This is a genomic window from Pseudoduganella chitinolytica (genome assembly GCF_029028125.1).
In the GTDB taxonomy this organism is placed as follows: domain Bacteria; phylum Pseudomonadota; class Gammaproteobacteria; order Burkholderiales; family Burkholderiaceae_D; genus Rugamonas; species Rugamonas chitinolytica.
The window spans coordinates 3,104,405-3,127,284 of record NZ_CP119083.1 but is presented as its reverse complement, the minus strand read 5'-3'; the positions used below and the strand labels follow the sequence as shown (position 1 = coordinate 3,127,284).

Genomic DNA, 22,880 nt, shown 5'->3' with positions numbered 1-22,880 from the left:
CCCAAGAATCATGGTACGGTTAAATCTCTGATAACAATTGGAGATTAATATGTACAAAGAAATTCTTACTGGCATCTCCTTAATGGGGCTTTTTAGCGTCTCGGCTTACGCGATGAATTCGGATAGCCGTCACATCTCGGTGGCGCTAGATCAAGATAACTCGGTTCGGGTTTGCTCTGCGGTCGATATAGGGGAGGCTGCATGCCGAAGAGTGGTGCTTCCAAACATGTTTTTGGGCTCGAGTAAAAGTAGAGTGCTGGCGATAAAACTTATTGAGACGAAACAGGCAACTTGGTTCATGGAAGTTGGAAGGGCGAATCATGTGTGCGGGGTACGCGACAATGAGGCTCAAGCTATCTGTGTTAAGATTCCATTCGTCACCCCTTCTGGCGTTTCGATTGATCTCATCGATGGCAAGGGAGGTGGAGGCTTTTACTTCAGAGAGATTGGAAAGGATCGAAAGGGATCAAGCTACCTTTTTAGTATAAAAACAGCATTTTCCGGTGCTGTTTTGAAGAGCAGTAGCCGGCTCGCTACCTATCTCAAGGTTCCGACGAGTGTGCCAGTTCAGACTTTTGGGCGCGGGTGTGGCGGAGCAGAAATTAGCTGCGATGGTATTGATGGTGCAACGGATGATATTCCTGATGGTAATGTTGTTGAGGTTCCGGGATATCCAGATCAAGATCCGTTGGAGCCGCTTCCTGACGGCGGGGCGACAGACTGGTATCCAGAAGAAGGTGGTGGTGCGGCGGCGGGCGGCTCCGAACCGCCTAACATTCCCGGTACAAGTCATATGGACCCGCCAAATCGCAAGATTTGCATGGCTGCGGCCTATAGGGCTTGGTCGCTGATGGATAAGGTCTGTGATGATGCCCCAACTATGCGGGATGCGTTGGAGTGTCGGGAAGTTCAAATGCGGTATTATGTTAACGAACTGGAATATTGCAGATCTATTCCGGATTGATGTGGACGGGGGCGGCAGGTGGCGCCTCTAATCCGAGCCAAGCCTGCCTAATCTAGCCGTCGTCCAATCTCAGGTAGCAAGCTTTTAAGGTTATCTTCGGACCCCTCTAGCCAACGGAATTTCCATCCGTTCTGCTCCATAGTCCTTAAATGGCTAAAAACGTTCTGCATGCCCATTTGTAATGCATGCCAGCTATCGACGCCATTAAATGAGAGCTGAGGTTGATCAATAGCTCCCAACGATACGGTAATAGACCATGTCCATTTCTTCACAAAGACCGGCCTACTCACCCCAACGGTCGTGGTAATAATATTTCCTTCGGGGGTCGTGGCCTCGCAGTCCCGTGCGACGACTAAATCAAGTTGCATGTATTCTCCAGGGAGGGTGTTAAGTTCATTAGTGTATCGCTTGAAAATGGTAGCCGTAATGCAGCCTTTTGCATTATATCTGAGGCCGTGAAGATTCGGCCGTCGTTCACACGCGAAGTCGTAGGGGCGAAATGCGGTTGAGGCTCCAGCTAGTAATCTAGTCATGGAAGAGAGACCATCGTTTTCGTGCTAGCTTAGCAGAATATGAACACAATTGACATCAAACTGTCATTGTTGACAGTCCGGTATAGCCTTGCATTTACGGGCATTTTTGGTTCGGCCAGGGCCTTAGTCGAGCGGTAGCTCAGATTTGCGCTCGTATCGCTGTCTGCCAAGCGGTGGAAGGGTTGGCCGAGCCTTAGGCGATAGTTCCAGTGTAGCCGTTCGCGAATGTCAAGCCTGAGTGGCGCCATTCACGTCCGAGCGGTTCAAGCGGAACCATTCTAACTGTTCCTGGGCCGCGCGGCCTCACAAGCGTTTTGCTCTCCTGCTTCGGCGTCGTCTGGTTCGAACCCCGCTTCGCATTGTCGGCTCAAAGATGATTGGCGCCAGTCGTGCTCGTCGGCGACGCCATCTGCGCGTCGTCCGTGCCTATTCAAACGCCCCTGCAAGTTTGTTCTCGCTGGGCGTAGCTTTTGGCGTAGCTTTTGCTTGATTAAGCCAGGTTCCCTGGGGGAACACACTGCTGGATCACGCGGGTGAGTAGCCAGGAAGGGTTAGGCCTTCGAGATCAACCTTGTCGGCAGGGACTTCGATCGCCGGCCCGACAACGACAGCGCCTATACGTTCGATCGTCTGCATACGCGCGTAGCGCTTTGACAAGACGAACTCGTCGCTGGCGATATCGTAGAGTTTAAACGCGTAAACAGACACAGTTGCACCTCGAGTACCAATCTTTGTCATCGCCGCCTCCAGACGAAAAGAAGGCTGTCATTCTGTTGGCATTCCGGTGCTCAATCAGCCCCAGAATACCCCACAGAATGACAGCCTCTTACAGCTAACTAATTGATTCTAAAGTGTTCGGTGGTGGAGACGGCGGGAATCGAACCCGCGTCCGCAAGCACTCCACAGACAGTTCTACATACTTAGCTCTGCCAATTAATTTAACCGGACTGACGGGGACGAGCACCCTTCAGTCAAGCGAGTTACCTTAAATTTCGGAAGCAACCAAGTAACCCGGTTGATTCCTAGCCTCTGTAAATGACTCCACAGCTTTTAACGGCCCACCCCAGAGGCGAGGTGTTGTGGAGCTAACAGCCCTTAGGCTGCCAGTGCGTACGAGTTATCGTTTGCAGTTAGTTTGTTTCTGGATGTATTTACGAGGTGACCAGCCCTCGGTATGCCCTGTTCTGCTTTGCAACCCACGTCGAAACCAGGTCGTCCCCACAGAAGGAAAGGCTATTGTACTCCAAACCCACGTCGGCGCACAGCCTTTAAGCCGTTTTTAAGCGCCGCGTCAAGCCTTCAGCTCGGCGAGCGGTCGTCCCGCTGCTTCCAGCGGCGTCACCTGGGCCTGGCCTTGCTCGAACGTGCAGTCGAACACGTGGCGGCGGGCCGTCGGCACGGCGTCCGAACCCAGGTCATAGAATGCGTCCGCGTCCTTGAAGCCGGTGTCGACCGTCAGCCGTTCCAGCCAGTACGTCTGCTGCAGCTCGTGCAGGTGGGCCCGGCGGGTGTTGACTTCCGCGTCCCGGCGCTTGCCCGGAGCAGGGCCTTCGAAGTAGCGGATGAGTGCGCCCTCGACCACGTCGGTGCGGGTGCGGACCGACGGCTCTTCCGCTAGTTCCGTCGACGTTGTCGCCACCTGCACGTCGTAGCGCTGCACCAGCAGGAAGCTGTCGTACTCGTTCTCGGTGGCTTCGCGCAGGCGGTTCACGGCCGTCACCATGCCCTTGGCCAGCTTGCCGGACGGATCGTGGGTCTGGCCCACGTACAGGATCTTGCCCGCGGCGGGCAGGCCGGTGTCGTGACGTTGCAACAGGTCGTGGATGCTGAACGTTTCCATCAGCGCGCCCCAGTTCAGCAGCAGGTATTTGTCCTGCAGCTGTACCGTGGGTTTCTTCAGCGTCGCTTCGAACGGGACGTCCAGGTCGATTGCGATCGTGCTTTTGCGCTGTTCCGCGCCGATCAGTACGGGAACGGTCAGCTTCAGCGAAAAAAAGCCCCAGCTGACGCTGCGCTGCGGGTCGATCCGCACGCGCGGACGGGCGACCAGGAAATAGATCAGCCGCTTTTCCATCGTGCCGTCCAGCGCGAACTGCATGCGGCGCAGGTAGCGGCCGACGGGGTCGCGGAAATCGGGCAGCTGCGTGCCGTCGGCCAGCAGGTCGTACCAATAGAACTTGCTCTCTGCTACCGTGGCCGTCCAGGTCTGCGGGGCGGTGCTGCGCGGCATGAGGGACAGTTCGGTTGTTTCTTCACCAGGCATTCCTGTCTCCCTCGGGGAAATTGCTAGGTTATTATTCTAATTGCCATCCATGGTAAGCCCATCGTTGGAACTGAGCAATGAAAATTGCCAGAGCATTCACACTAACATGCCCCGCTACAACGCTTACGCGGCCAGGGCGCCATCTTTCAACGTCGTGCGCAGCAGGTCCAGCAGGTCGGCCGGCGTCGCCAGCAGGTGGTCCGCTTGCCAGCTCTCGGGCTCGACGGCGCCGCAGTAGCCCCACTGGCAAGCGATCGTCGGCATGCCTGCCGCGCGGCCGGCCTGGATGTCGCGCAGGTCGTCGCCGGCGTACCAGCACTGCTCCGGTGCCAGGTCCAGGCGCCGCGCCGCTTCCAGCAGCGGAGCGGGGTGGGGCTTGGCGTGCGCTGTCGTATCGCCCGAGACGACACAGCTGGCATGGTCCAGGCCGATCAGCGGCATCAGCGGATCGGTGAAGCGAGCCGGCTTGTTGGTGACGATGCCCCACACGAGGCCGGCAGCTTCGATGCCGTCCAGCAGCTCGCGCACGCCGTCGAACAGGCGGCTGTGCACCATCATCGCGGCCTGGTAGTTGTCGAAGAAGCCCTGGCGCAGTTCCTCGTAGCCTTCGTCCGCCGGGGTCAACCCGAACGAAGCGCCGATCATGCCGCGTGCGCCGGCCGATGCGGTCGGTCGCAGCACTTCATACGGCGTGGGCGCCAGGCCCCGTGCGGTGCGCAGCAGGTTGACGGCCGCGGCCAGGTCCGGGGCGGTATCGGCAAGGGTGCCGTCGAGGTCGAAGAGAATGGCGCGCGGGGCGGTAAAGCTCATGGTCAGGTCAAAGGTAAAGCGGCGGCCGTGGCCGCCTGGATTGCCGAAAAAATACTGCTTATGCAGGGCGCGTGCACGCCATCAGGTAATTGACGCTCGTGTCGTTGTTCAGGGAATAGAGCCGGGTCAGGGGGTTATACCCCAGGCCTTTCAGGCTGTCCACCTGCAAGCCCGCACTGCGGACATATTGCGACAGTTCCGCCGGCGTAATGAACTTGTCGTAGTCGTGCGTGCCGCGCGGCAGCATGCGCAGGATGTATTCCGCGCCGATGACGGCGTGGACATACGACTTGGCATTGCGGTTCAGCGTCGAAAAGAACACGTGGCCGCCCGGTTTCACCAGGGTCGCCGCTGCGCGCACGATGGCGCCCGGATCGGGGACGTGCTCCAGCATTTCCATGCAGGTGACGACGTCGAACTGGCCCGCCTCCTCGGCGGCCATGTCCTCGGCGGCAATCAGTTTATAACGCACCGGCACGCCCGACTCGAGGCTGTGCAGGTCGGCCACGCGCAGGGCCTTTTTCGACAGGTCGATGCCCGTCACCGTGGCGCCCTTGCGCGCCATCGATTCGGACAGGATGCCGCCGCCGCAGCCGATATCGATCACGTGCTTGCCCGCCAACGGCGCGCGCGCGTTGATCCATTCCAGGCGCAGGGGGTTAATGTCGTGCAGGGGACGGAATTCGGACGTGGGATCCCACCAGCGGTGGGCCAGTTCGCTGAATTTCTGGATTTCGAGAGGGTCGGCATTCGCATTCATGATCGGCATCATAGCGGTAATCTGGCGGGTTCCAAAGCACGCTTGCACGGCAAGCGGCGGGTGAAATGAAAACCCCGCCACGAAGGCGGGGTTTCGATGCTGCCTGACGTGTCAGGTCGCAGGTCGGTGATTACTTGCTGCGGGTACCGACGACTTCGATTTCCACGCGACGGTTCTTCGCACGGCCTTCGGCGGTCTTGTTGTCGGCGACCGGCTGTTTCTCGCCCTTGCCTTCGGTGTACACGCGGTTCGATTCCACGCCTTTGCTCAGCAGGTATGCCTTGACGGATTCGGCGCGGCGGATTGCCAGCTTGTCGTTGTACGCATCGGTGCCGACGGAGTCGGTGTGGCCAACGGCGATCACGACTTCGACGTTCATGCCGCCCAGTTTCGAGTGCAGCTCGTCCAGGGCCTGCTTGCCTTCAGGCTTCAGCACGGCCTTGTCGAAATCGAAGAACGCATCGGCGTTGTAGCTGACTTTTTCCGAGGTCGGTACCGGTGCGGTCGGCACTGGCGTCGGCGTCGGCGCGGTCGGAACCGGGGTGGCAGGTGCCGGCGGTGCTACGCACTTGCCGTTTTCCAGGCGCTCGGGCTCGACGCAGATCGGCAGGTCGCAACCTGGCACCGCATCGGCCGGCGTCCAGTAGCCGGTGCGCCAGCACAGGCCGAACGGGTTACGGGCGATGACACCGCGCTGGTCCTGCACATACGCGCTCTTCGGGGTTGGAGCGGGGATGTCCTGGGTCACGGGCGCGAAAGGCGGCGCGGTTGGCTTGTCCTGGGCGGCCACGGTGCCAGCCAGTACTGCCGACGCTGCAAAGAGGGATGCGATCAATTTTTTCATGTTTTTCTTTCCTTTCGGGGGTGATATCGGCAGAACACACTGCATTGCTTGGTTGATGTAGTGCGTTGCGTGGTGCGAATACTAACACGCGCACCCCATGCACTACCATGGAGCGATACGGGGCGCACCTGATGTGGACACTACCGATTGCGAAACAGCCAAGTTTGTATTTACGGTCATTTTGCCATACGCGAGAAAAACGCATGAGCGCGTTCCAACCGGGCGCCAGGGGACATTCGACCAAAATGTTGTTTCCATGCAACCTGTTTTGCCGGCGCCCGGCGATGATAATCAGTAAATATGTCGGCACGATTACATGCCGGGTCGGTCGGCAGTGTGCCCCATTCGCGTGCCAGGTGGCGCCACCTCGCCTTGGGGAAATGCTGCAATGCGGGCAATTAAGCCGACGGGCATGCCAGCATGTTAAAATCGTGCGATTGTCTGCCTGCACCTGCAGCAGCGTGAAGGGCTACCGGGGACCGCGCGGCACATGCGCGCGGCGCCGTAATAACCGCCCTGGAACCAACGTCAGAGAACATCGACCCGCCAATGGATCAATTCGCAAAAGAAACAATCCCAATTTCCCTCGAAGAAGAGATGCGCAAGAGCTACCTCGATTATGCGATGAGCGTGATCGTGGGCCGCGCCTTGCCGGATGCGCGCGACGGCTTGAAGCCGGTGCACCGCCGGGTGTTGTTCTCCATGCACGAGAGTAACTACGTGCACAACCGTCCATACGTCAAGTGCGCCCGCGTCGTCGGCGACACGATGGGTAAATACCACCCGCACGGCGACTCGTCGATCTACGACACGCTGGTGCGGATGGCCCAGGATTTCTCGCTGCGCTACACGCTGGTCGCCGGCCAGGGCAACTTCGGTTCCATCGACGGCGATGCCGCGGCGGCCATGCGTTACACAGAGTGCCGCCTGGACAAGATCGCGGGCGAGCTGCTGGCCGACATCGACAAGGAAACGGTCGACTTCCAGCCGAACTACGACGGCAAGGAAAAAGAGCCGACCGTGCTGCCCACGCGCGTGCCGAACCTGCTGATCAACGGTTCTTCCGGTATCGCGGTCGGCATGGCGACCAACATCGCCCCGCACAACCTGTCTGAAGTCATCAACGGCGCGCTGCACGTGCTGGCCAACCCGGCCTGCTCGGTGGACGAACTGATCGAACTGATCCCCGCGCCGGACTTCCCGACCGGCGGCATCATTTATGGCGTGTCCGGCGTGCGCGACGGCTACCGCACGGGCCGTGGCCGCGTCGTCATGCGCGCCAAGACCCACTTCGAGGAATTCGGCAAGGAAGGGGGCCGCACGGCGATCATCGTCGACGAGCTGCCTTACCAGGTCAACAAGAAGTCGCTGCTGGAGCGCATCGCCGAGAACGTGCGCGACAAGAAGCTGGAAGGCATTTCCGACATCCGTGACGAGTCCGACAAATCGGGCATGCGCGTCGTCATCGAGCTGAAACGGGGCGAAGTGCCGGAAGTGGTGCTGAACAACCTGTACAAGCAGACCCAGTTGCAGGACACCTTCGGCATGAACATGGTCGCGCTGGTCGACGGCCAGCCGAAGCTGATGAACCTGAAGGAACTGCTGGCCACGTTCCTGTCGCACCGCCGCGAAGTGGTCACGCGCCGCACCGTGTTCGAACTGCGCAAGGCGCGCGAACGGGGCCACGTGCTGGAAGGCCTGGCGGTCGCGCTGGCGAACATCGACGACTTCATCGCCATCATCAAGGCGGCGCCGACACCGCCGCTGGCGAAGTCCGAACTGATGGCGCGCGCATGGGATTCGTCGCTCGTGCGCGAGATGCTGGCCCGCACTGGCGACGAAGGCCAGGCGGGCATCGAGGCGTTCCGCCCCGAGCACCTGCCGAAGCACTACGGCATGCAGCCGGACGGCATGTACAAGCTGTCCGACGACCAGGCCCAGGAAATCCTGCAGATGCGCCTGCAGCGCCTGACGGGCCTGGAGCAGGACAAGATCGTCAACGAATACAAGGACGTGATGGCGCAGATCGCCGACCTGCTGGACATCCTGTCCAAGCCGGCACGCGTCACCGCCATCATCAGCGACGAACTCAATGCAGCCAAGCTGGAATACGGCGCGAAGGACGAGCGCCGCTCGACCATCGAGCACAACGCGACCGACCTGGAAACGGAAGACCTGATCACGCCGCAGGACATGGTCGTGACGTTGTCGCACATGGGCTACATGAAGGCGCAGCCGATCTCCGAATACCGCGCGCAGAAGCGCGGCGGCCGCGGCAAGCAGGCCATGGCCACGAAGGACGAGGACTGGATCGACCAGCTCTTCATCGCCAACACGCACGACTACATCCTGTGCTTCTCCAACCGCGGCCGGATGTACTGGCTGAAGGTGTGGGAAGTGCCGCAGGGCTCGCGCAACTCGCGCGGCAAGCCGATCGTCAACATGTTCCCGTTGCAGGACAACGAGAAGATCACCGTCGTGCTGCCGCTGTCGGGCGAGAACCGCACGTTCCCGGAAGACCATTACGTGTTCATGTCCACCAGCCTGGGCACCGTCAAGAAGACGCCGCTGAAGGACTTCAGCAACCCGCGCAAGGCCGGCATCATCGCCGTGGACCTGGACGAGGGCGACTTCCTGATCGGCGCGGCGCTGACCGACGGCAAGCACGACGTGATGCTGTTCTCCGACTCCGGCAAGGCGGTGCGCTTCGACGAGAACGACGTGCGTCCGATGGGCCGCACGGCCCGCGGCGTACGCGGCATGAACCTGGAAGAAGGCCAGAACGTCATCGCGCTGCTGGTCGCGGAGAACGAGCAGCAGTCGGTGCTGACGGCAACCGAGAACGGCTACGGCAAGCGCACGCCGATCACGGAATACACCCGTCACGGCCGCGGCACCAAGGGCATGATCGCGATCCAGACGTCCGAGCGTAACGGCAAGGTCGTCGCGGCCACGCTGGTCGACACCACCGACGAGATCATGCTGATCACGACGGGCGGTGTGCTGATCCGCACGCGCGTCTCCGAGATCCGCGAGATGGGCCGCGCCACGCAAGGTGTCACGTTGATCGCGGTGGAGGACGGCACCAAGCTGTCCGGCCTGCAGCGTATCGTCGAGGCGGATGCGGACGAGGTGGAGTTCGAGCCGGAAGGCGGCGCGGCCGCTGCCGCCACGCCGGCGGCCGAGCCCGATACCCCGGCAGGCGACGACACCGTGGCCGAGTAATCCACGCGGGCCCGTTCGAGCGATCGAACCGGGCCCGCGGTGTTTCAACTCAACGAAAAACAGATAACCATATGAAAAAAATCGCCGCTGTCCTGTCGTTCTCCTGTTCCCTGGCCTTTGCCCTGGCGGCCGCGCCGGCGTTGGCTGTCACGCCCGAAGTGGCGCCCGCGGCCGCCACCGCCCCGGACCCGGCAACGGCCAAGGCCGTGCGCGAGCTGCTCGACTCGATGAACTACCGCAAGCTGGTTAACGATGCGTTCAGCAAGATGGCGGCGCAGATGCCGCAGATGATGCGCTCGGGGGCCGAAGCGGCGGTGCGCGGCACGCCCAACCTGAGCGACGCGGAGCGCGCCAAGCGCCTGGCGGCAGTGGACAAGCGCCTGGCCAATGTCGGCCCCATGATGACGCAGCTGTTCAACGACCCCACGCTGGTCGATGAGATGATCGAGGAAATCGTGCCGCTGTACGCGCGCCACTTCACGGCGGACGAGATGCGCCAGCTGGCCGATTTCTACCGCACGCCCGTGGGCGCCAAGGCACTGGAGAAGATGCCGCAGCTGATGGGCGAGGGCATGAAGATCGGCCAGAAGGTCGTCGAGCCGCGCGTGCAGAAGCTGATGCGCGAACTCCAGCCGAACTGAGGCAGCCCAACCGAGGCAGCCCAACTGAAAAGGACAGTCGTGACAACCATCTACAACTTCTCCGCCGGCCCCGCCGTGCTGCCGAAGGCAGTGCTGCAACAGGCCGCCGCCGAAATGCTGGACTGGCAGGGCAGTGGCATGTCCGTGATGGAGATGAGCCACCGCGGTCCCGAGTTCATCTCGATCTACCGCGCGGCCGAGCGCGACCTGCGCGAGCTCCTGGGCGTGCCGGACAATTACCGCATCCTGTTCATGCAGGGCGGCGGGCTGTCGCAGAATGCCGTGATCCCGCTGAACCTCGTCGGACGTGTGCAGGCCGCTGGCCAGCCGGCCACCATCGACTTCGTCCGCACCGGTTCCTGGTCGGGCAAGTCGATCAAGGAAGCGGCCCGCTATGCCAACGTCAACGTGGCCGCGTCGGCCGAGGCCAGCGGCTTTACCGCCGTGCCGCCGCAATCCGAGTGGAACCTGACGCCCGGCGCGGCCTACCTGCACCTGTGCACCAACGAGACCATCGACGGCGTCGAGATCGACTTCGTGCCGGAGGTGCCGGGCGACGTGCCGATCGTGGCGGACATGTCGTCGCACATCCTGTCGCGCGCCGTGGACGTCTCGAAGTACGGCCTGATCTTCGGCGGCGCGCAGAAGAACATCGGCCCGGCAGGCGTCACGGTCGTCATCGTGCGCGAGGACCTGATCGGGCATGCGTTGCCGATCTGCCCGTCCGCGTTCGATTTCAAGAACGTGGCCGAGAACGAATCGATGTACAACACGCCGCCCACCTACGGCATCTATATCGCCGGCCTCGTGTTCCGCTGGCTCAAGGAGCAGGGTGGCATCGCGGCGATGGAACGCAAGAATATTGAAAAGGCCCGGCTGCTGTATGCCGCCCTGGACGCCGACGACTTCTACCAGAATCGGGTGGCGCCCGCCTACCGTTCGCGCATGAACATACCGTTCTACCTGCGCGACGAGAGCAGGAACGAAGCATTCCTGGCCGGCGCGAAGGCGCGCGGCCTGCTGCAACTGAAGGGCCACAAGTCCGTCGGTGGCATGCGCGCATCCATCTACAATGCGATGCCGATCGAAGGCGTACAGGCGCTGGTCGATTACCTGAACGAATTCGCCGAGCGATAACCCCGAGCGCGATTCGACCCGACAGCAAAGGCCGGGGTCGGAGCCGGCGGGTCCGACCCCAGTTCCTGGCCCCGGGTTGAAGCGTGCGCCGCCGGCCCGCTTACAGATCACAAGCCAACCATGACAGACAAACTGAAACCCCTGCGCGAAAAAATCGACTCGATCGACGCGCAGATCCTGGCGCTCCTTTCCGAGCGCGCCCGGGTGGCCCAGGAAGTGGGCCACGTCAAGGCCGAGACCAACGCGCCCGTATTCCGTCCCGAACGCGAAGCGCAGGTGCTGCGCGGCGTGGCCGAACGCAATCCCGGCCCACTGGGCGGCACCGAGGTCCAGACCATTTTCCGCGAGATCATGTCGGCCTGCCGCGCGCTGGAAAAGCGCGTCACCGTCGCGTATCTCGGCCCGGCCGGCACGTTCTCCGAGCAGGCTGTCTACCAGCAGTTCGGCCGCGCCGTCGAGGGGCTGCCGTGCGCGTCGATCGACGAGGTGTTCCGCGCCACCGAGGCCGGCACCGCCGAATTCGGCGTCGTGCCGGTCGAGAACTCGTCCGAGGGCGCCATCAACCGCACCCTGGACCTCTTGCTGCAGACGCCCCTGATCATCAGCGGCGAAGTGGCGATCGCCGTGCACCACAGCCTGATGTCGAAGACGGGCACGATGGACGGCGTCACCGCCATCTGCGCCCATTCGCAGGCGCTGGCGCAATGCCAGGTGTGGCTGAACCTGAACTATCCGCACATCGAGCGGCGTGCGGTGGCGTCGAACGCCGAGGCGGCGCGCATGGCCAGCCTGGACCCGACCATCGCGGCGATCGCCAGCGAGATCGCGGGCACGCAGTACAGCCTGGGCGTCGTCAAGGGCCACATCCAGGACGACCCGCACAACCGTACCCGCTTCGCCATCGTCGGCAAGCTGCAGCCGGGGCCGTCCGGCAGTGACCACACGTCGCTGGTGCTGGCCGTGCCGAACAAGGCCGGCGCCGTGTACCAGTTGCTGGCGCCGCTGGCCAGGCACGGCGTGTCGATGACCCGTTTCGAATCCCGTCCCGCGCGCGTCGGCACGTGGGAGTACTATTTTTATGTCGACATCGAAGGCCACGTACAGAACCCGTCCGTGACGAACGCGCTTGCCGAACTCAAGAGCAACGCCGCCTTTTTCAAAGTGCTGGGCTCCTACCCGACCAGCCTGACCTGACCTAATATAAAGAGAGAACCCATGTCCAAGCAATCCGGTCCTACGCATTTCGGTCCAACCTACGTTCGTGCCATCGCTCCCTACCAGGCCGGCAAGCCCATTTCCGAAGTCGCGCGCGAGTTCGGCCTCGACGAGGCATCGATCGTCAAGCTGGCCTCCAACGAGAACCCGTTCGGCGTGCCGGAATCGGCGCAGCAGGCGATGGCGAAAGCCGCCGCGGAGCTGGGCCGCTATCCCGACGCCAACGGCTTCGACCTGAAGCAGGCCCTGGCCAAGCGCTACGACGTGCCGATGGAGTGGATCACGCTGGGCAACGGCTCGAACGACATCCTGGAAATCGCCGCGCACGCCTTCGTCGAGCGCAACCAGGCCATCGTCTATTCGCAGTATTCGTTTGCCGTGTACGCGCTGGCGACGCAGGGCGTGGGTGCCCGCCACATCGTCGTGCCGGCCAAGAACCACGGCCATGACCTGGACGCGATGGCCGCCGCCATCGATGCGGAAACGCGCCTGGTCTTCATCGCCAACCCGAACAACCCGACCGGCACCTTCGTGTCCGGGCCGGAAATCGAGGCGTTCCTGGCGAAAGTGCCGGCCAACGTCGTTGTCGTGCTGGATGAGGCCTACAACGAGTTCCTGTCGCACGAGGACCAGTACGAGTCCGCCGAGTGGGTGCGCAAGTATCCGAACCTGCTGGTATCGCGCACGTTCTCGAAGGCCTACGGCCTGGCGGGCCTGCGCGTGGGCTTCGGCCTGGCGCAGCCGGCGCTGACGGACCTGATGAACCGCATCCGCCAGCCGTTCAACGTCAACTCGCTGGCCCAGGCGGCGGCAATCGCGGCGCTGAACGACAGCGCGTTCCTGGAGAAGAGCGCCGCCAACAATGCGGCCGGCTACCGCCAGTTCGTCGAGGCGTTCGAGCAGATGGGTCTCGAATACGTGCCGTCGCACGGCAACTTCATCCTCGTCAAGGTCGGCAACGACCTGGCCGCGGGCGCGCGCGTCAACCTGGCGTTGCTCAAGCAAGGCGTCATCGTGCGCCCGGTCGGCAACTACGGCCTGCCGGAGTGGCTGCGGATCTCCATCGGCCTGCCGCAGGAGAACGCGGTGCTGATCACGGCCTTGCAGAAGGCACTGGCGGAGGACCGTGGATAAAGTCGTCATCGTTGGCGTCGGCCTGATCGGCGGCTCGTTCGCGCGGGCGCTGAGGAAGGCCGGCGCCGTGCGCCACGTCGTCGGCATCGAGCGCTCGGCCGCCTACGCCGGGCGCGCGCTGGCGCTGGGCATCGTCGATGCCGTCGCCACGGATTTCACGGCGGTCGCAGGTGCCGACCTGGTGCTGCTGGCGGCGCCCGTCGCGCAGACGGGGCGCATCCTGGCCGCGCTGGCGCCGCACCTGGCGCCGGGGACGATCGTCACCGATGCCGGCAGCACCAAGGCCGACGTCGTGGCGGCCGCCCGTGCCGCGCTGGGCGACAAGGTCGCGCAGTTCGTGCCGGGCCACCCGATCGCGGGACGCGAGACCAACGGCCCCGATGCCGCCATCGACGACCTGTACATCGGCAAGAAGTTCGTGCTGACGCCGCTGGTGGAAAACGCCGCGCTTGACATCGACAAGGTCGCTGCCGCCTGGCGCGCGTGCGGCGCCATCATCCACCGCCTGACGCCGGAGGAGCACGACAAGGTGTTCGCCGCCGTCAGCCACTTGCCGCACTTGTTGGCGTACGCGCTGGTGGACGACATCGCCAACAAGCCCCACGCCGACCTGCTGTTCCAGTATGCCGCCAGCGGCTTCCGCGACTTTACCCGCATCGCCGGCAGCTCGCCGGAGATGTGGCGCGACATCAGCCTGGCCAACCAGGCCGCGCTGCTGGCCGAGCTGGACGGCTACATGGCGCAGCTGGCGCACCTGCGGGCGTGCCTGGCCGCCGGCGACGGCGCCACCCTTGAAACCGTCTACGGCAACGCGCAACGGGCGCGCCGCCAGTGGATCGAGGCGATCGAGGCGGCCGAGGCGCCGCCACCCGCCGACACCGCAGAATAACGAGAGAGAGCATCATGACCGAATCTACCGAACACCCGCCGTATATCGACCTGCAACCGGTCATGCACGTGGAAGGCGTCGTGCGCCTGCCCGGCTCGAAAAGCATTTCCAATAGAATCCTGCTGCTGGCCGCCTTGGCCGAGGGCGAAACCAAGATCGTCGACCTGCTCGATTCGGACGACACGCAGGTGATGCTGGGCGCGCTGCGCGCGCTGGGCGTCGAGTGGACCGAGGAGCCGCCGCATGCCGTCAACGGCACGGCGCAGACGATCCACCGCGTGCGCGGCACCAACGGCAGCTTCCCGAACCAGGAGGCCGATCTCTTCATGGGCAATGCCGGCACGGCGATCCGGCCGCTGACGGCGGCGCTGGCCGTGATCGGCGGCGACTACAAGGTGTCTGGCGTGGCGCGCATGCACGAGCGCCCCATCGGCGACCTGGTGGATGCGCTGAATGCGGTCGGCGCCGCCATCGAATACACGGGCAACCCGGGCTACCCGCCGCTGCGCATCCGCACGGGCGCCTTCAACACCAACCGGCTGTCGGTGCGCGGCAACGTGTCGAGCCAGTTCCTGACCGCCTTGCTGATGGTGGCGCCATTGATGGCGCACACGCATGCCGTCACGATCGCCGTCGAGGGCGAACTGATCTCCAAGCCGTATATCGAGATCACGCTGAACCTGATGCGCCGCTTCGGCGTCACCGTCGAGCAGGACGAGTGGCAGTCGTTCACGATCGCGTCGGGCCAGCGCTACCAGAGCCCGGGCAATATCCACGTCGAGGGCGATGCGTCGTCGGCGTCGTACTTCATGGCGGCCGGCGCGATCGCCGGCGGCCCGGTGCGGGTGGAAGGCGTGGGCCGCGACTCGATCCAGGGCGACGTCCGCTTCGTTCACGCGCTCGAGCAGATGGGCGCCCACATCACGATGGGCGACAACTGGATCGAGGCCAAGTCGAAGGGGCCGTTGAAGGCCATCGACGCGGACTTCAACCACATCCCGGACGCGGCGATGACGATTGCGATTGCGGCGCTGTACGCCGACGGCACCAGCACGCTGCGCAACATTGCGTCGTGGCGCGTCAAGGAAACCGACCGCATCGCCGCGATGGCCACGGAGCTGCGCAAGCTGGGTGCCGAGGTGGAAGAGGGGCCGGACTACCTGAAGGTGACGCCGCCGAAGGTGCTGTCGGCCGCCACGATCGACACCTACGACGACCACCGCATGGCGATGTGCTTCTCGCTGGCGTCGCTGGACAGCGTGGCCCGCAGTGGTGCGCAGGTGCGCATCAACGACCCGAAGTGCGTCGCCAAGACGTTCCCCGACTATTTCACGGCCTTCGCCGGCATCGCCCACGAAGCCAAATACTAAAACGCGGGACAGGAAAAATGGTGACAGTCGCCGTTTTTCACCCCTACGGCGAAGAGCCGGGGTCAGACCCGACGGGTCTGACCCCAGTTCCTGGTCTTGGGTTCGAGGACAGGCCAGGGGCTTGCAGACCTATGCGCTGTCCCGGCTTTTTGACGGCCCGGCAACTATCCCGCGGCTCGACGGCGGAGTAAAATCCGCCAATGCCTACTTCGAACATTCCCGTCATCACGATCGACGGCCCCACCGCTTCCGGCAAGGGGACCGTTGCCCACAAGGTTGCCGACCAGCTCGGCTTCCACCTCCTCGATTCCGGCGCGCTGTACCGCCTGACCGCGCTGCAGGCGCTGCGCCGCCAGACCCCGCTGAACGATGAACATGCGCTGGCGAAACTTGCCGAGCATCTGCATATCGGCTTCACGGGCGAGGCGATCTTCCTGTCCAGCGAGAACGTCACGGATGCGATCCGGGCGGAGGAGGTTGGCAATACGGCATCGAAGATCGCCGCGCTGCCCGCCGTCCGGCAGGCGCTGTTCGGCCTGCAGCTGGGCTTTCGCAAGGCGCCCGGACTGGTGGCCGACGGGCGCGACATGGGTACCGTGATCTTTCCAAACGCGCAACTAAAAGTGTTCCTGACCGCAAGTGTCGAGGCGCGCGCGGAACGCCGATACAAGCAATTGATCGGCAAGGGAATTTCTGCTAACATGGACGACCTCCTGATGGATTTGAAAGCGCGCGACGACCGTGATACTCAACGGGCCATCGCACCTCTCGTCCCTGCAGAGGGGGCGCATGTGCTCGATACCTCGGACATGACGGTCGAAGCGGCCGTTGCCCAGGTGCTGAACTGGTATGCGGCCGTCGGGAAATAGTTTGGTGCCGCAGGCGCGCCCTGTCCGCTTGCGGTGTTGTATGGGGAAGCGCGGACCGTGTGGTCTTCGTGATCCTTTAACCCTCAACCCAGTTGAAGTCGCATCGTGCGAGCCTTGCTGGTTAACATGGAAGTTTTATGTCTAATATGGAAAGTTTCGCAGCCCTCTTCGAAGAGTCCCTGTCCCGTCAGGACATGCGCTCCGGCGAAGTGATCTCCGCTGAAGTCGTGCGTCTGGATCACAATTTCGTGATCGTCAACGCCGGCCTGAAATCGGAAGCTTTCATCCCTGTTGAAGAATTCAAGAATGACCAGGGCGAACTGGAAGTCAAAGTTGGTGACTTCGTTTCCGTGGCCATCGAATCGCTGGAAAATGGTTTCGGCGATACCATCCTGTCGCGCGACAAAGCCAAGCGTCTGGCTTCGTGGCTGGCACTGGAAAAAGCAATGGAATCCGGCGAGATCGTCACCGGTACCGTCAATGGCAAAGTCAAGGGCGGCCTGACCGTCCTGACCAACGGCATCCGCGCATTCCTGCCGGGTTCGCTGGTCGACACCCGTCCTGTCAAGGACACGACCCCGTTCGAAGGCAAGACGCTGGAATTCAAGGTCATCAAGCTGGACCGCAAGCGTAACAACGTCGTTCTGTCCCGCCGCGCCGTCATCGAAGCTTCGATGGGCGAAGAGCGCCAGAAGCTGATGGAAACGCTGAAGGAAGGCACGGTCGTGACCGGCGTCGTCAAGAACATCACCGACTACGGCGCGTTCGTGGACCTGGGTGGCATCGACGGCCTGCTGCACATCACCGACCTGGCATGGCGTCGCGTGCGTCACCCGTCGGAAGTGCTGTCGGTTGGCCAGGAAATCACCGCCAAGGTCCTGAAGTACGATCAGGAAAAGAACCGCGTTTCGCTGGGCGTGAAGCAGCTGGGCGACGATCCTTGGACCGGTCTGTCCCGTCGTTACCCGCAAGGCACCCGCCTGTTCGGTAAAGTCACGAACCTGACCGACTACGGCGCGTTCGTCGAAGTCGAGCAAGGCATCGAAGGCCTGGTCCACGTGTCCGAAATGGACTGGACCAACAAGAACGTCGCTCCGAACAAAGTCGTGCAGCTGGGCGACGAAGTCGAAGTCATGGTCCTGGAGATCGACGAAGAGCGTCGCCGTATCTCGCTGGGCATGAAGCAGTGCAAGGCCAACCCTTGGGACGACTTCGGTGTCACCCACAAGAAGGGCGACAAGGTCAAGGGCGCGATCAAGTCGATCACCGACTTCGGCGTGTTCATCGGCCTGGCTGGCAACATCGACGGCCTGGTGCACCTGTCCGACCTGTCCTGGACCGAGCCTGGCGAAGAAGCCGTGCGCAAGTTCAAGAAGGGCGACGAGCTGGAAGCCGTTGTTCTGGCCATCGACGTCGAGCGCGAGCGCGTCTCCCTGGGCGTGAAGCAGCTGGAAGGCGACCCATTCAACAACTTCGCAGCCATGAACGACAAGGGCTCGCTGGTCACCGGTACCGTCAAGTCCGTTGAGCCAAAAGGCGCCGTCATCGCTCTGTCCGAAGAAGTCGAAGGCTACCTGCGCGCTTCCGAAATCTCGCGCGATCGCGTGGAAGATGCCGGTACGCACCTGAAGGTCGGCGACAGCGTGGAAGCCCTGGTCATCAACATCGACCGCAAGGCACGCAGCATCCAGCTGTCCATCAAGGCCAAGGACAACGCGGAAACCGCCGAAGCCATGCAGAAGATGGCATCTGACAGCAGCGCCGCATCGGGCACCACCAGCCTGGGCGCACTGCTGAAGGCCAAGTTCGATAATAAGAACTGAGCTAGAACCAAGACGAACGCGAACAGCAGATGACCAAGTCCGAACTGATCAACCGCCTGGCCGAGCGTTATTCGCAGCTGGTGGCCAAGGACGCGGAGTATGCCGTGAAGACCATTCTCGATGCGATGACCGGCGCCCTGGCGAGCGGCCAGCGCATCGAGATCCGGGGCTTCGGCAGCTTTGCGCTGAACAGCCGGCCACCCCGTATCGGCCGCAATCCGAAGTCCGGCGACAAGGTGATGGTGCCCGAAAAACGGGTGCCGCACTTCAAACCGGGCAAGCAGTTGCGCGAGCGGGTGGATGCGATGGTCGGGCAACCGATCATCGAGGACTGAAGATTCTGCCGTAGCATGCAGTCAGGAGGGGCGGGCGCGAGCCTGCCCCTTTTTTTCGGGCCGATGAAAAGCGCGCCGCGGTATTCGCGCCTGGCCCACTCGCGGTATGATCGGGTTTTGCAAGCAACAGGGAAGTACAACGATGAAGATAATCTCCACGGTAGTTGGCGTCATACTGTTTATCCTGTTCTTTGGTTTTGCCCTCAAAAACACGCAGGAAGTGGACCTGCACCTGTTCCTCAATTACGAATTGCGCGGCCCCCTGGTGCTGATGCTGCTGGCCTTCTTCGTGGCCGGCGCCGCCCTCGGCGTGCTGGCACTGACCCCCACCGTCTTCCGCTACCGGCGCGAGACGACGCGGCAAAAGGCGGCGATCCAGTCGCTGCAAACGTCCGCGCTGCAGGTCAACCGCGCACCGGACAACGTCAACGCGCAGCAATAAGCTCCCGCCGCAAGCCCTCCGTCTACAAGATAAATACAACACATGGAATTTGAACTCTGGTGGTTGCTGGGTATTCCCGCCTTCTTCGGCCTGGGATGGATCGCCGCACGCGTGGATATCCGCCAGCTCGTCTCGGAATCGCGCACGCTGCCGCGCGGTTACTTCAAGGGCCTGAACCACTTGCTGAACGACCAGCCGGACAAGGCCATCGACTCGTTCGTCGAGATCGTGCGGCAGGACCCCGAAGCGGCGGAGATGCACTTCGCGCTCGGTAACCTGTTCCGCCGCCGTGGCGAGACGGAGCGGGCGATCCGCGTGCACCAGAACCTGCTGTCGCGGCCGGACCTGCCGGCCGACGAACGCGCCCACGCGGAGTACGAGCTGGGCCAGGATTACCTGAAGGCGGGCCTGCTGGACCGCGCCGAGGAAACCTACCAGCGCCTGCTGGACACGAGCTACGCGGTGCAGGCGCGCCGCGCGCTGCTGGAGATCTTCCAGCGCGAGAAGGAGTGGGTGCGCGCCATCGAGGCGGCCATCGCGCTGCAGGAGGCGGGCGCCGGCTCACGCCAGAAGGAGATCGCCCAGTTCTACTGCGAACTGGCGCAGGACGCACTGGTGCACATGCACCCGGACGACGCACTGCCGCTGCTGGACAAGGCATTGCACGCCGACCGCACCAGCGTGCGTGGGACGATCCTGGTCGGCGACGTGCAGCAGGCCAAGGGCGAGACGGAGGCCGCGCTGGCGACGTGGCGCCGCGTCGAGCAGCAAAGCGTACCGCACGTGGCGCTTGTCGCCCAGCGCCTGATGGACGGCTACAGGAAAGTAGGCCGGCCGGAAGAGGGCGTCAGCCTGCTCAAGTCCTACCTGCAGCAGGCGTCCTCGATCGACCTGCTGGAGGTCGTGTTCAAGGCCGTGCTGGAGCTGGAAGGCGTGGACGCGGCCAAGCAGCTGGTGGGCGACGAACTGCGCCGCACCCCGACCCTGCTGGGTCTCGACAAGTTCCTGGAAGCGCGCATGCTCGATGCGCCGCCCGCCGTGCTGGGCGAGCTGTCGCTGGTGAAGAACCTGGTGCACGGCTACACGCAAAAGCTGGCGCGCTACCAGTGCAGCCACTGCGGCTTCAAGGCCCGCCAGTTCTATTGGCACTGCCCCGGCTGCAGCCGCTGGGAGACCTACCCGCCGCGCCGCACCGAAGAACTGAATGTCATGAACTGATACCGCTCGATGCATCGGGGACTGTCCCTGCGGGACTGTCCCCGGTTCTCACCGGTACGCCCCCGAAGTCCGAAAGAAAGACCACCCAGTGACCCAAATTGCCACCTACACCGCCCCCGCCCTCGACAAAGTCCGCGTCCTCGTCGTCGGCGACGTCATGCTGGACCGCTACTGGTTCGGCGACGTCGGCCGCATCTCGCCGGAAGCCCCGGTGCCCATCGTCCGCATCGAACGGCGCGAGGCGCGCCTGGGCGGCGCCGCCAACGTCGCGCGCAACGCCGCCGCGCTGGGCGCGCATGCGGGCCTCCTGGGCGTCGTCGGTGCCGACGAAGCGGGCAGCGAAGTGGAGCAGATGCTGCATGCCGGCGGCATCCACAGCTTCCTCAAGCGCGACGAAGCCATCTCCACCATCATCAAGCTGCGCGTGATCGGCCGCCAGCAGCAGATGCTGCGCATCGACTTCGAGGAGCCGCCCAGCGACGTCGTGCTGCGCAACAAGCTGACGCAGTACCGCGCGCTGCTGCCGGACTACGACGTGATCGTGCTGTCCGACTACGCCAAGGGCAGCCTGGTGAACGTGTCCGACATGATCATGTACGCGCGCGCCGAGAACAAGATCGTCATGGTCGATCCGAAGGGCGACGACTTCACGCGCTACACGGGCGCAACCATGCTGACGCCGAACAAGGGCGAACTCAAACGCATCGTGGGCAGCTGGAGCAGCGAGGAGCAGCTGACGGAAAAAGTGCAGAACCTGCGCGAGTCGCTGCTGCTGGAAGCACTGCTGCTGACGCGCTCCGAAGAGGGTATGACGCTGTACACGCGCACCGACCGCTTCCACATCCCGGCCGATGCGCGCGAGGTGTTCGACGTCTCCGGTGCCGGCGACACGGTGATTGCCACGATGGCCGCGATGCTGGGCGCCGGGGCGGGCTGGAACGAGGCGGTGCAGACGGCCAATCGCGCCGGCGGTATCGTCGTCGGCAAGCTGGGCACGGCCACCGTCACGCGCACGGAGCTGTTCGGCGCGTGACGGTTTGCGCGGGCGCAAAAGCCCGTTCGCGTGCGTGACCGCTTGTCAACCCGGGCCGTGACGGGGCGTTACAGGAATCCTGGGCGCACGCCGGGCCCTGCATTCCATACACCGGAGGATCACATGTTGAAGAAATTGATGCTGGCAGCCGCCACGTTCGTCGCAGCCATGGGCATGGCATTCGCGCAGGTCGACGTGAACAAGGCCGACCAGGCCGCGCTGGACACGGTCAAGGGCATCGGCCCCGCCAAGTCGAAAGCCATCCTGGAGGAGCGCGGCAAGGGCGAGTTCAAGGACTGGGCCGACTTCCAGAAGCGCGTGAAGGGGATCGGCGACAAGAATGCCGCCAGGCTGTCCGAAGCGGGGCTGCAGGTCAACGGCAAGTCGCTGCAAGGCGCGCCGGCCAAGAGTGCGGACGGTGCCAAGGTCGCCGAAGCGAAGAAAGACCCGGCGAAGAAGTAAGCGGTATCGCTGCCAACAGGAAGCCCGGGCGCCGTCCCGGGCTTTTTGCTGGGCGCCGGTATGGCGTTGTGGCGGCGGGCACACAACAAGACGCTACTTGACGTAACGCAAATAATTGTTGTACATAAATCTTTATTTCCTGGAATTATCCATGTATCCTTTCGGAATTATTTTTCGGGGGACCATCGTGATGCGTACACTGTTCGGCAAATCCGCCATCGCCGCCGTGCTGACGGCCAGCGCCGGCGCGCACGCGGAAAACGTCGGCATCAGCGCCGGCGCTTTCTATACGCCAGCGCTGGCCACGGCCCTGACGGCGCACGGCAACCATGTCTCTACGGTGGACTGGTACAACGACCACGTGCTGTCGGGCTATGACGTGTACATCCAGGACGGCAGCTCGTACGCCAATGCGGCCGCGCTGGACCGCTTCGTCTACAACGGCGGCACGCTGATCCAGCTGCCGTGGAGCTTCACCCACGTGTCCTTCACGGAGAATACCGCCGTGTTCGGGCCGCGCTGGAGCGGCACCATGCGCGAGGCCAATCCCGCCATCGACGTGCTGGCGACGGACGACTGGCTGCTGCAGGGCGTGACGTTGCCTGCCGCAGGCACGCAGACGATCGGCCGCGAAGTGGGTAACGAGTTCGTGGAAGGCGCGACGCCGGTACTGGCGTGGGAAGACGGCACTGCGCTGCTGGGCTACCGTCGCTACGGCGCCGGCCTGGTGGTCGGCTTCGACGTGCACCTGACGACGTCGGACGCATCGCCGCTGTCGTCGGACTGGTCGAACCGGGTGGTGTTCAACGCCGTCAATGGCGTCAGCGCGGTGCCGGAGCCGTCCACGTGGGTCATGCTGGCGGTGGGCACCGGCGTGCTGTTCCTGCGCCGCCGGCATCCCGAGTAAAGACTT

The 22,880-nt window shown here is 63.1% G+C and carries 21 protein-coding genes and 1 other RNA gene; 16 read left to right on the top strand and 6 right to left on the bottom strand.

From position 1 onward, the window contains the following. Positions 1-49 precede the first annotated feature (49 nt). A complete protein-coding gene (locus tag PX653_RS13795; RefSeq protein WP_277418416.1) occupies positions 50-964 on the top strand; it encodes a hypothetical protein in 915 nt (304 codons plus the stop codon). Between the two features lie 1,058 nt (positions 965-2,022). On the opposite strand, the gene PX653_RS13790 is transcribed toward PX653_RS13795, so the two are convergent. The 6 genes from PX653_RS13790 to ompA form a co-directional block, all read right to left on the bottom strand. After that, on the bottom strand, positions 2,023-2,235 hold the full coding sequence (locus PX653_RS13790) for a hypothetical protein (protein ID WP_277418415.1): 213 nt from the start codon (positions 2,233-2,235) through the stop codon (positions 2,023-2,025). A 121-nt stretch (positions 2,236-2,356) separates the two neighbouring features. After that, positions 2,357-2,717: a transfer-messenger RNA gene (gene ssrA / locus PX653_RS13785) on the bottom strand. A gap of 71 nt (positions 2,718-2,788) precedes the next feature. Beyond that, complete coding sequence (locus PX653_RS13780; protein WP_277418414.1) at positions 2,789-3,760, bottom strand: hypothetical protein; 972 nt, start codon at positions 3,758-3,760, stop codon at positions 2,789-2,791. 123 nt (positions 3,761-3,883) lie between these two features. After that, positions 3,884-4,570 (bottom strand): HAD family hydrolase, encoded by a 687-nt coding sequence (locus PX653_RS13775; protein ID WP_277418413.1) that lies wholly within the window; start codon positions 4,568-4,570, stop codon positions 3,884-3,886. Between the two features lie 58 nt (positions 4,571-4,628). After that, positions 4,629-5,330, bottom strand: coding sequence for a bifunctional 2-polyprenyl-6-hydroxyphenol methylase/3-demethylubiquinol 3-O-methyltransferase UbiG (gene ubiG / locus PX653_RS13770; protein WP_371876454.1), 702 nt, complete (start codon positions 5,328-5,330; stop codon positions 4,629-4,631). Between the two features lie 130 nt (positions 5,331-5,460). After that, positions 5,461-6,174, bottom strand: coding sequence for an outer membrane protein OmpA (gene ompA / locus PX653_RS13765; RefSeq protein ID WP_277418412.1), 714 nt, complete (start codon positions 6,172-6,174; stop codon positions 5,461-5,463). 549 nt (positions 6,175-6,723) lie between these two features. Between ompA and gyrA the strand changes: the two genes are divergently transcribed. The 15 genes from gyrA to PX653_RS13690 all read left to right on the top strand — a co-directional run bounded on the left by gyrA (position 6,724) and on the right by PX653_RS13690 (position 22,874). Then, positions 6,724-9,399, top strand: a complete 2,676-nt coding sequence (gyrA, locus tag PX653_RS13760; RefSeq protein WP_277418411.1) for a DNA gyrase subunit A — start codon at positions 6,724-6,726, stop codon at positions 9,397-9,399. Positions 9,400-9,470: 71 nt separating this feature from the next. Then, the gene (locus tag PX653_RS13755; RefSeq protein WP_277418410.1) at positions 9,471-10,040 is read left to right on the top strand and encodes a DUF2059 domain-containing protein; all 570 of its coding nucleotides are present in this window, start codon (positions 9,471-9,473) and stop codon (positions 10,038-10,040) included. A gap of 39 nt (positions 10,041-10,079) precedes the next feature. Then, positions 10,080-11,177: a 3-phosphoserine/phosphohydroxythreonine transaminase gene (gene serC, locus PX653_RS13750; protein ID WP_277418409.1), complete on the top strand. Its 1,098-nt coding sequence runs from the start codon at positions 10,080-10,082 to the stop codon at positions 11,175-11,177. Between the two features lie 120 nt (positions 11,178-11,297). Further along, positions 11,298-12,371: a prephenate dehydratase gene (gene pheA / locus PX653_RS13745; protein ID WP_277418408.1), complete on the top strand. Its 1,074-nt coding sequence runs from the start codon at positions 11,298-11,300 to the stop codon at positions 12,369-12,371. A 21-nt stretch (positions 12,372-12,392) separates the two neighbouring features. Next, positions 12,393-13,526 carry a histidinol-phosphate transaminase gene (gene hisC / locus PX653_RS13740; protein ID WP_277418407.1) on the top strand — a complete coding sequence of 378 codons (1,134 nt, stop codon included), beginning with the start codon at positions 12,393-12,395 and terminating at the stop codon, positions 13,524-13,526. Further along, positions 13,519-14,415, top strand: coding sequence for a prephenate dehydrogenase (locus PX653_RS13735; RefSeq protein WP_277418406.1), 897 nt, complete (start codon positions 13,519-13,521; stop codon positions 14,413-14,415). Before hisC ends, PX653_RS13735 begins: the two co-directional genes overlap by 8 nt. Before the next feature lie 14 nt (positions 14,416-14,429). Continuing rightward, positions 14,430-15,785, top strand: a complete 1,356-nt coding sequence (aroA, locus tag PX653_RS13730; protein ID WP_277418405.1) for a 3-phosphoshikimate 1-carboxyvinyltransferase — start codon at positions 14,430-14,432, stop codon at positions 15,783-15,785. 200 nt (positions 15,786-15,985) lie between these two features. Next, positions 15,986-16,654 (top strand): (d)CMP kinase, encoded by a 669-nt coding sequence (gene cmk, locus PX653_RS13725; protein ID WP_277418404.1) that lies wholly within the window; start codon positions 15,986-15,988, stop codon positions 16,652-16,654. Between the two features lie 146 nt (positions 16,655-16,800). Beyond that, entirely contained in the window at positions 16,801-18,477 is a 1,677-nt protein-coding gene (rpsA, locus tag PX653_RS13720; protein ID WP_277418574.1) for a 30S ribosomal protein S1, read from the top strand. 29 nt (positions 18,478-18,506) lie between these two features. Continuing rightward, on the top strand, positions 18,507-18,812 hold the full coding sequence (locus PX653_RS13715; protein WP_050408958.1) for an integration host factor subunit beta: 306 nt from the start codon (positions 18,507-18,509) through the stop codon (positions 18,810-18,812). A 142-nt stretch (positions 18,813-18,954) separates the two neighbouring features. Next, positions 18,955-19,254 (top strand): LapA family protein, encoded by a 300-nt coding sequence (locus PX653_RS13710; RefSeq protein ID WP_277418403.1) that lies wholly within the window; start codon positions 18,955-18,957, stop codon positions 19,252-19,254. A 42-nt stretch (positions 19,255-19,296) separates the two neighbouring features. After that, the gene (lapB, locus tag PX653_RS13705) at positions 19,297-20,472 is read left to right on the top strand and encodes a lipopolysaccharide assembly protein LapB (RefSeq protein ID WP_277418402.1); all 1,176 of its coding nucleotides are present in this window, start codon (positions 19,297-19,299) and stop codon (positions 20,470-20,472) included. Positions 20,473-20,560: 88 nt separating this feature from the next. After that, on the top strand, positions 20,561-21,505 hold the full coding sequence (rfaE1, locus tag PX653_RS13700; RefSeq protein WP_371876453.1) for a D-glycero-beta-D-manno-heptose-7-phosphate kinase: 945 nt from the start codon (positions 20,561-20,563) through the stop codon (positions 21,503-21,505). A 123-nt stretch (positions 21,506-21,628) separates the two neighbouring features. Then, positions 21,629-21,967 carry a ComEA family DNA-binding protein gene (locus tag PX653_RS13695; protein ID WP_277418401.1) on the top strand — a complete coding sequence of 113 codons (339 nt, stop codon included), beginning with the start codon at positions 21,629-21,631 and terminating at the stop codon, positions 21,965-21,967. Between the two features lie 190 nt (positions 21,968-22,157). Then, positions 22,158-22,874 (top strand): PEP-CTERM sorting domain-containing protein, encoded by a 717-nt coding sequence (locus PX653_RS13690; protein ID WP_277418400.1) that lies wholly within the window; start codon positions 22,158-22,160, stop codon positions 22,872-22,874. Positions 22,875-22,880 lie beyond the last annotated feature (6 nt).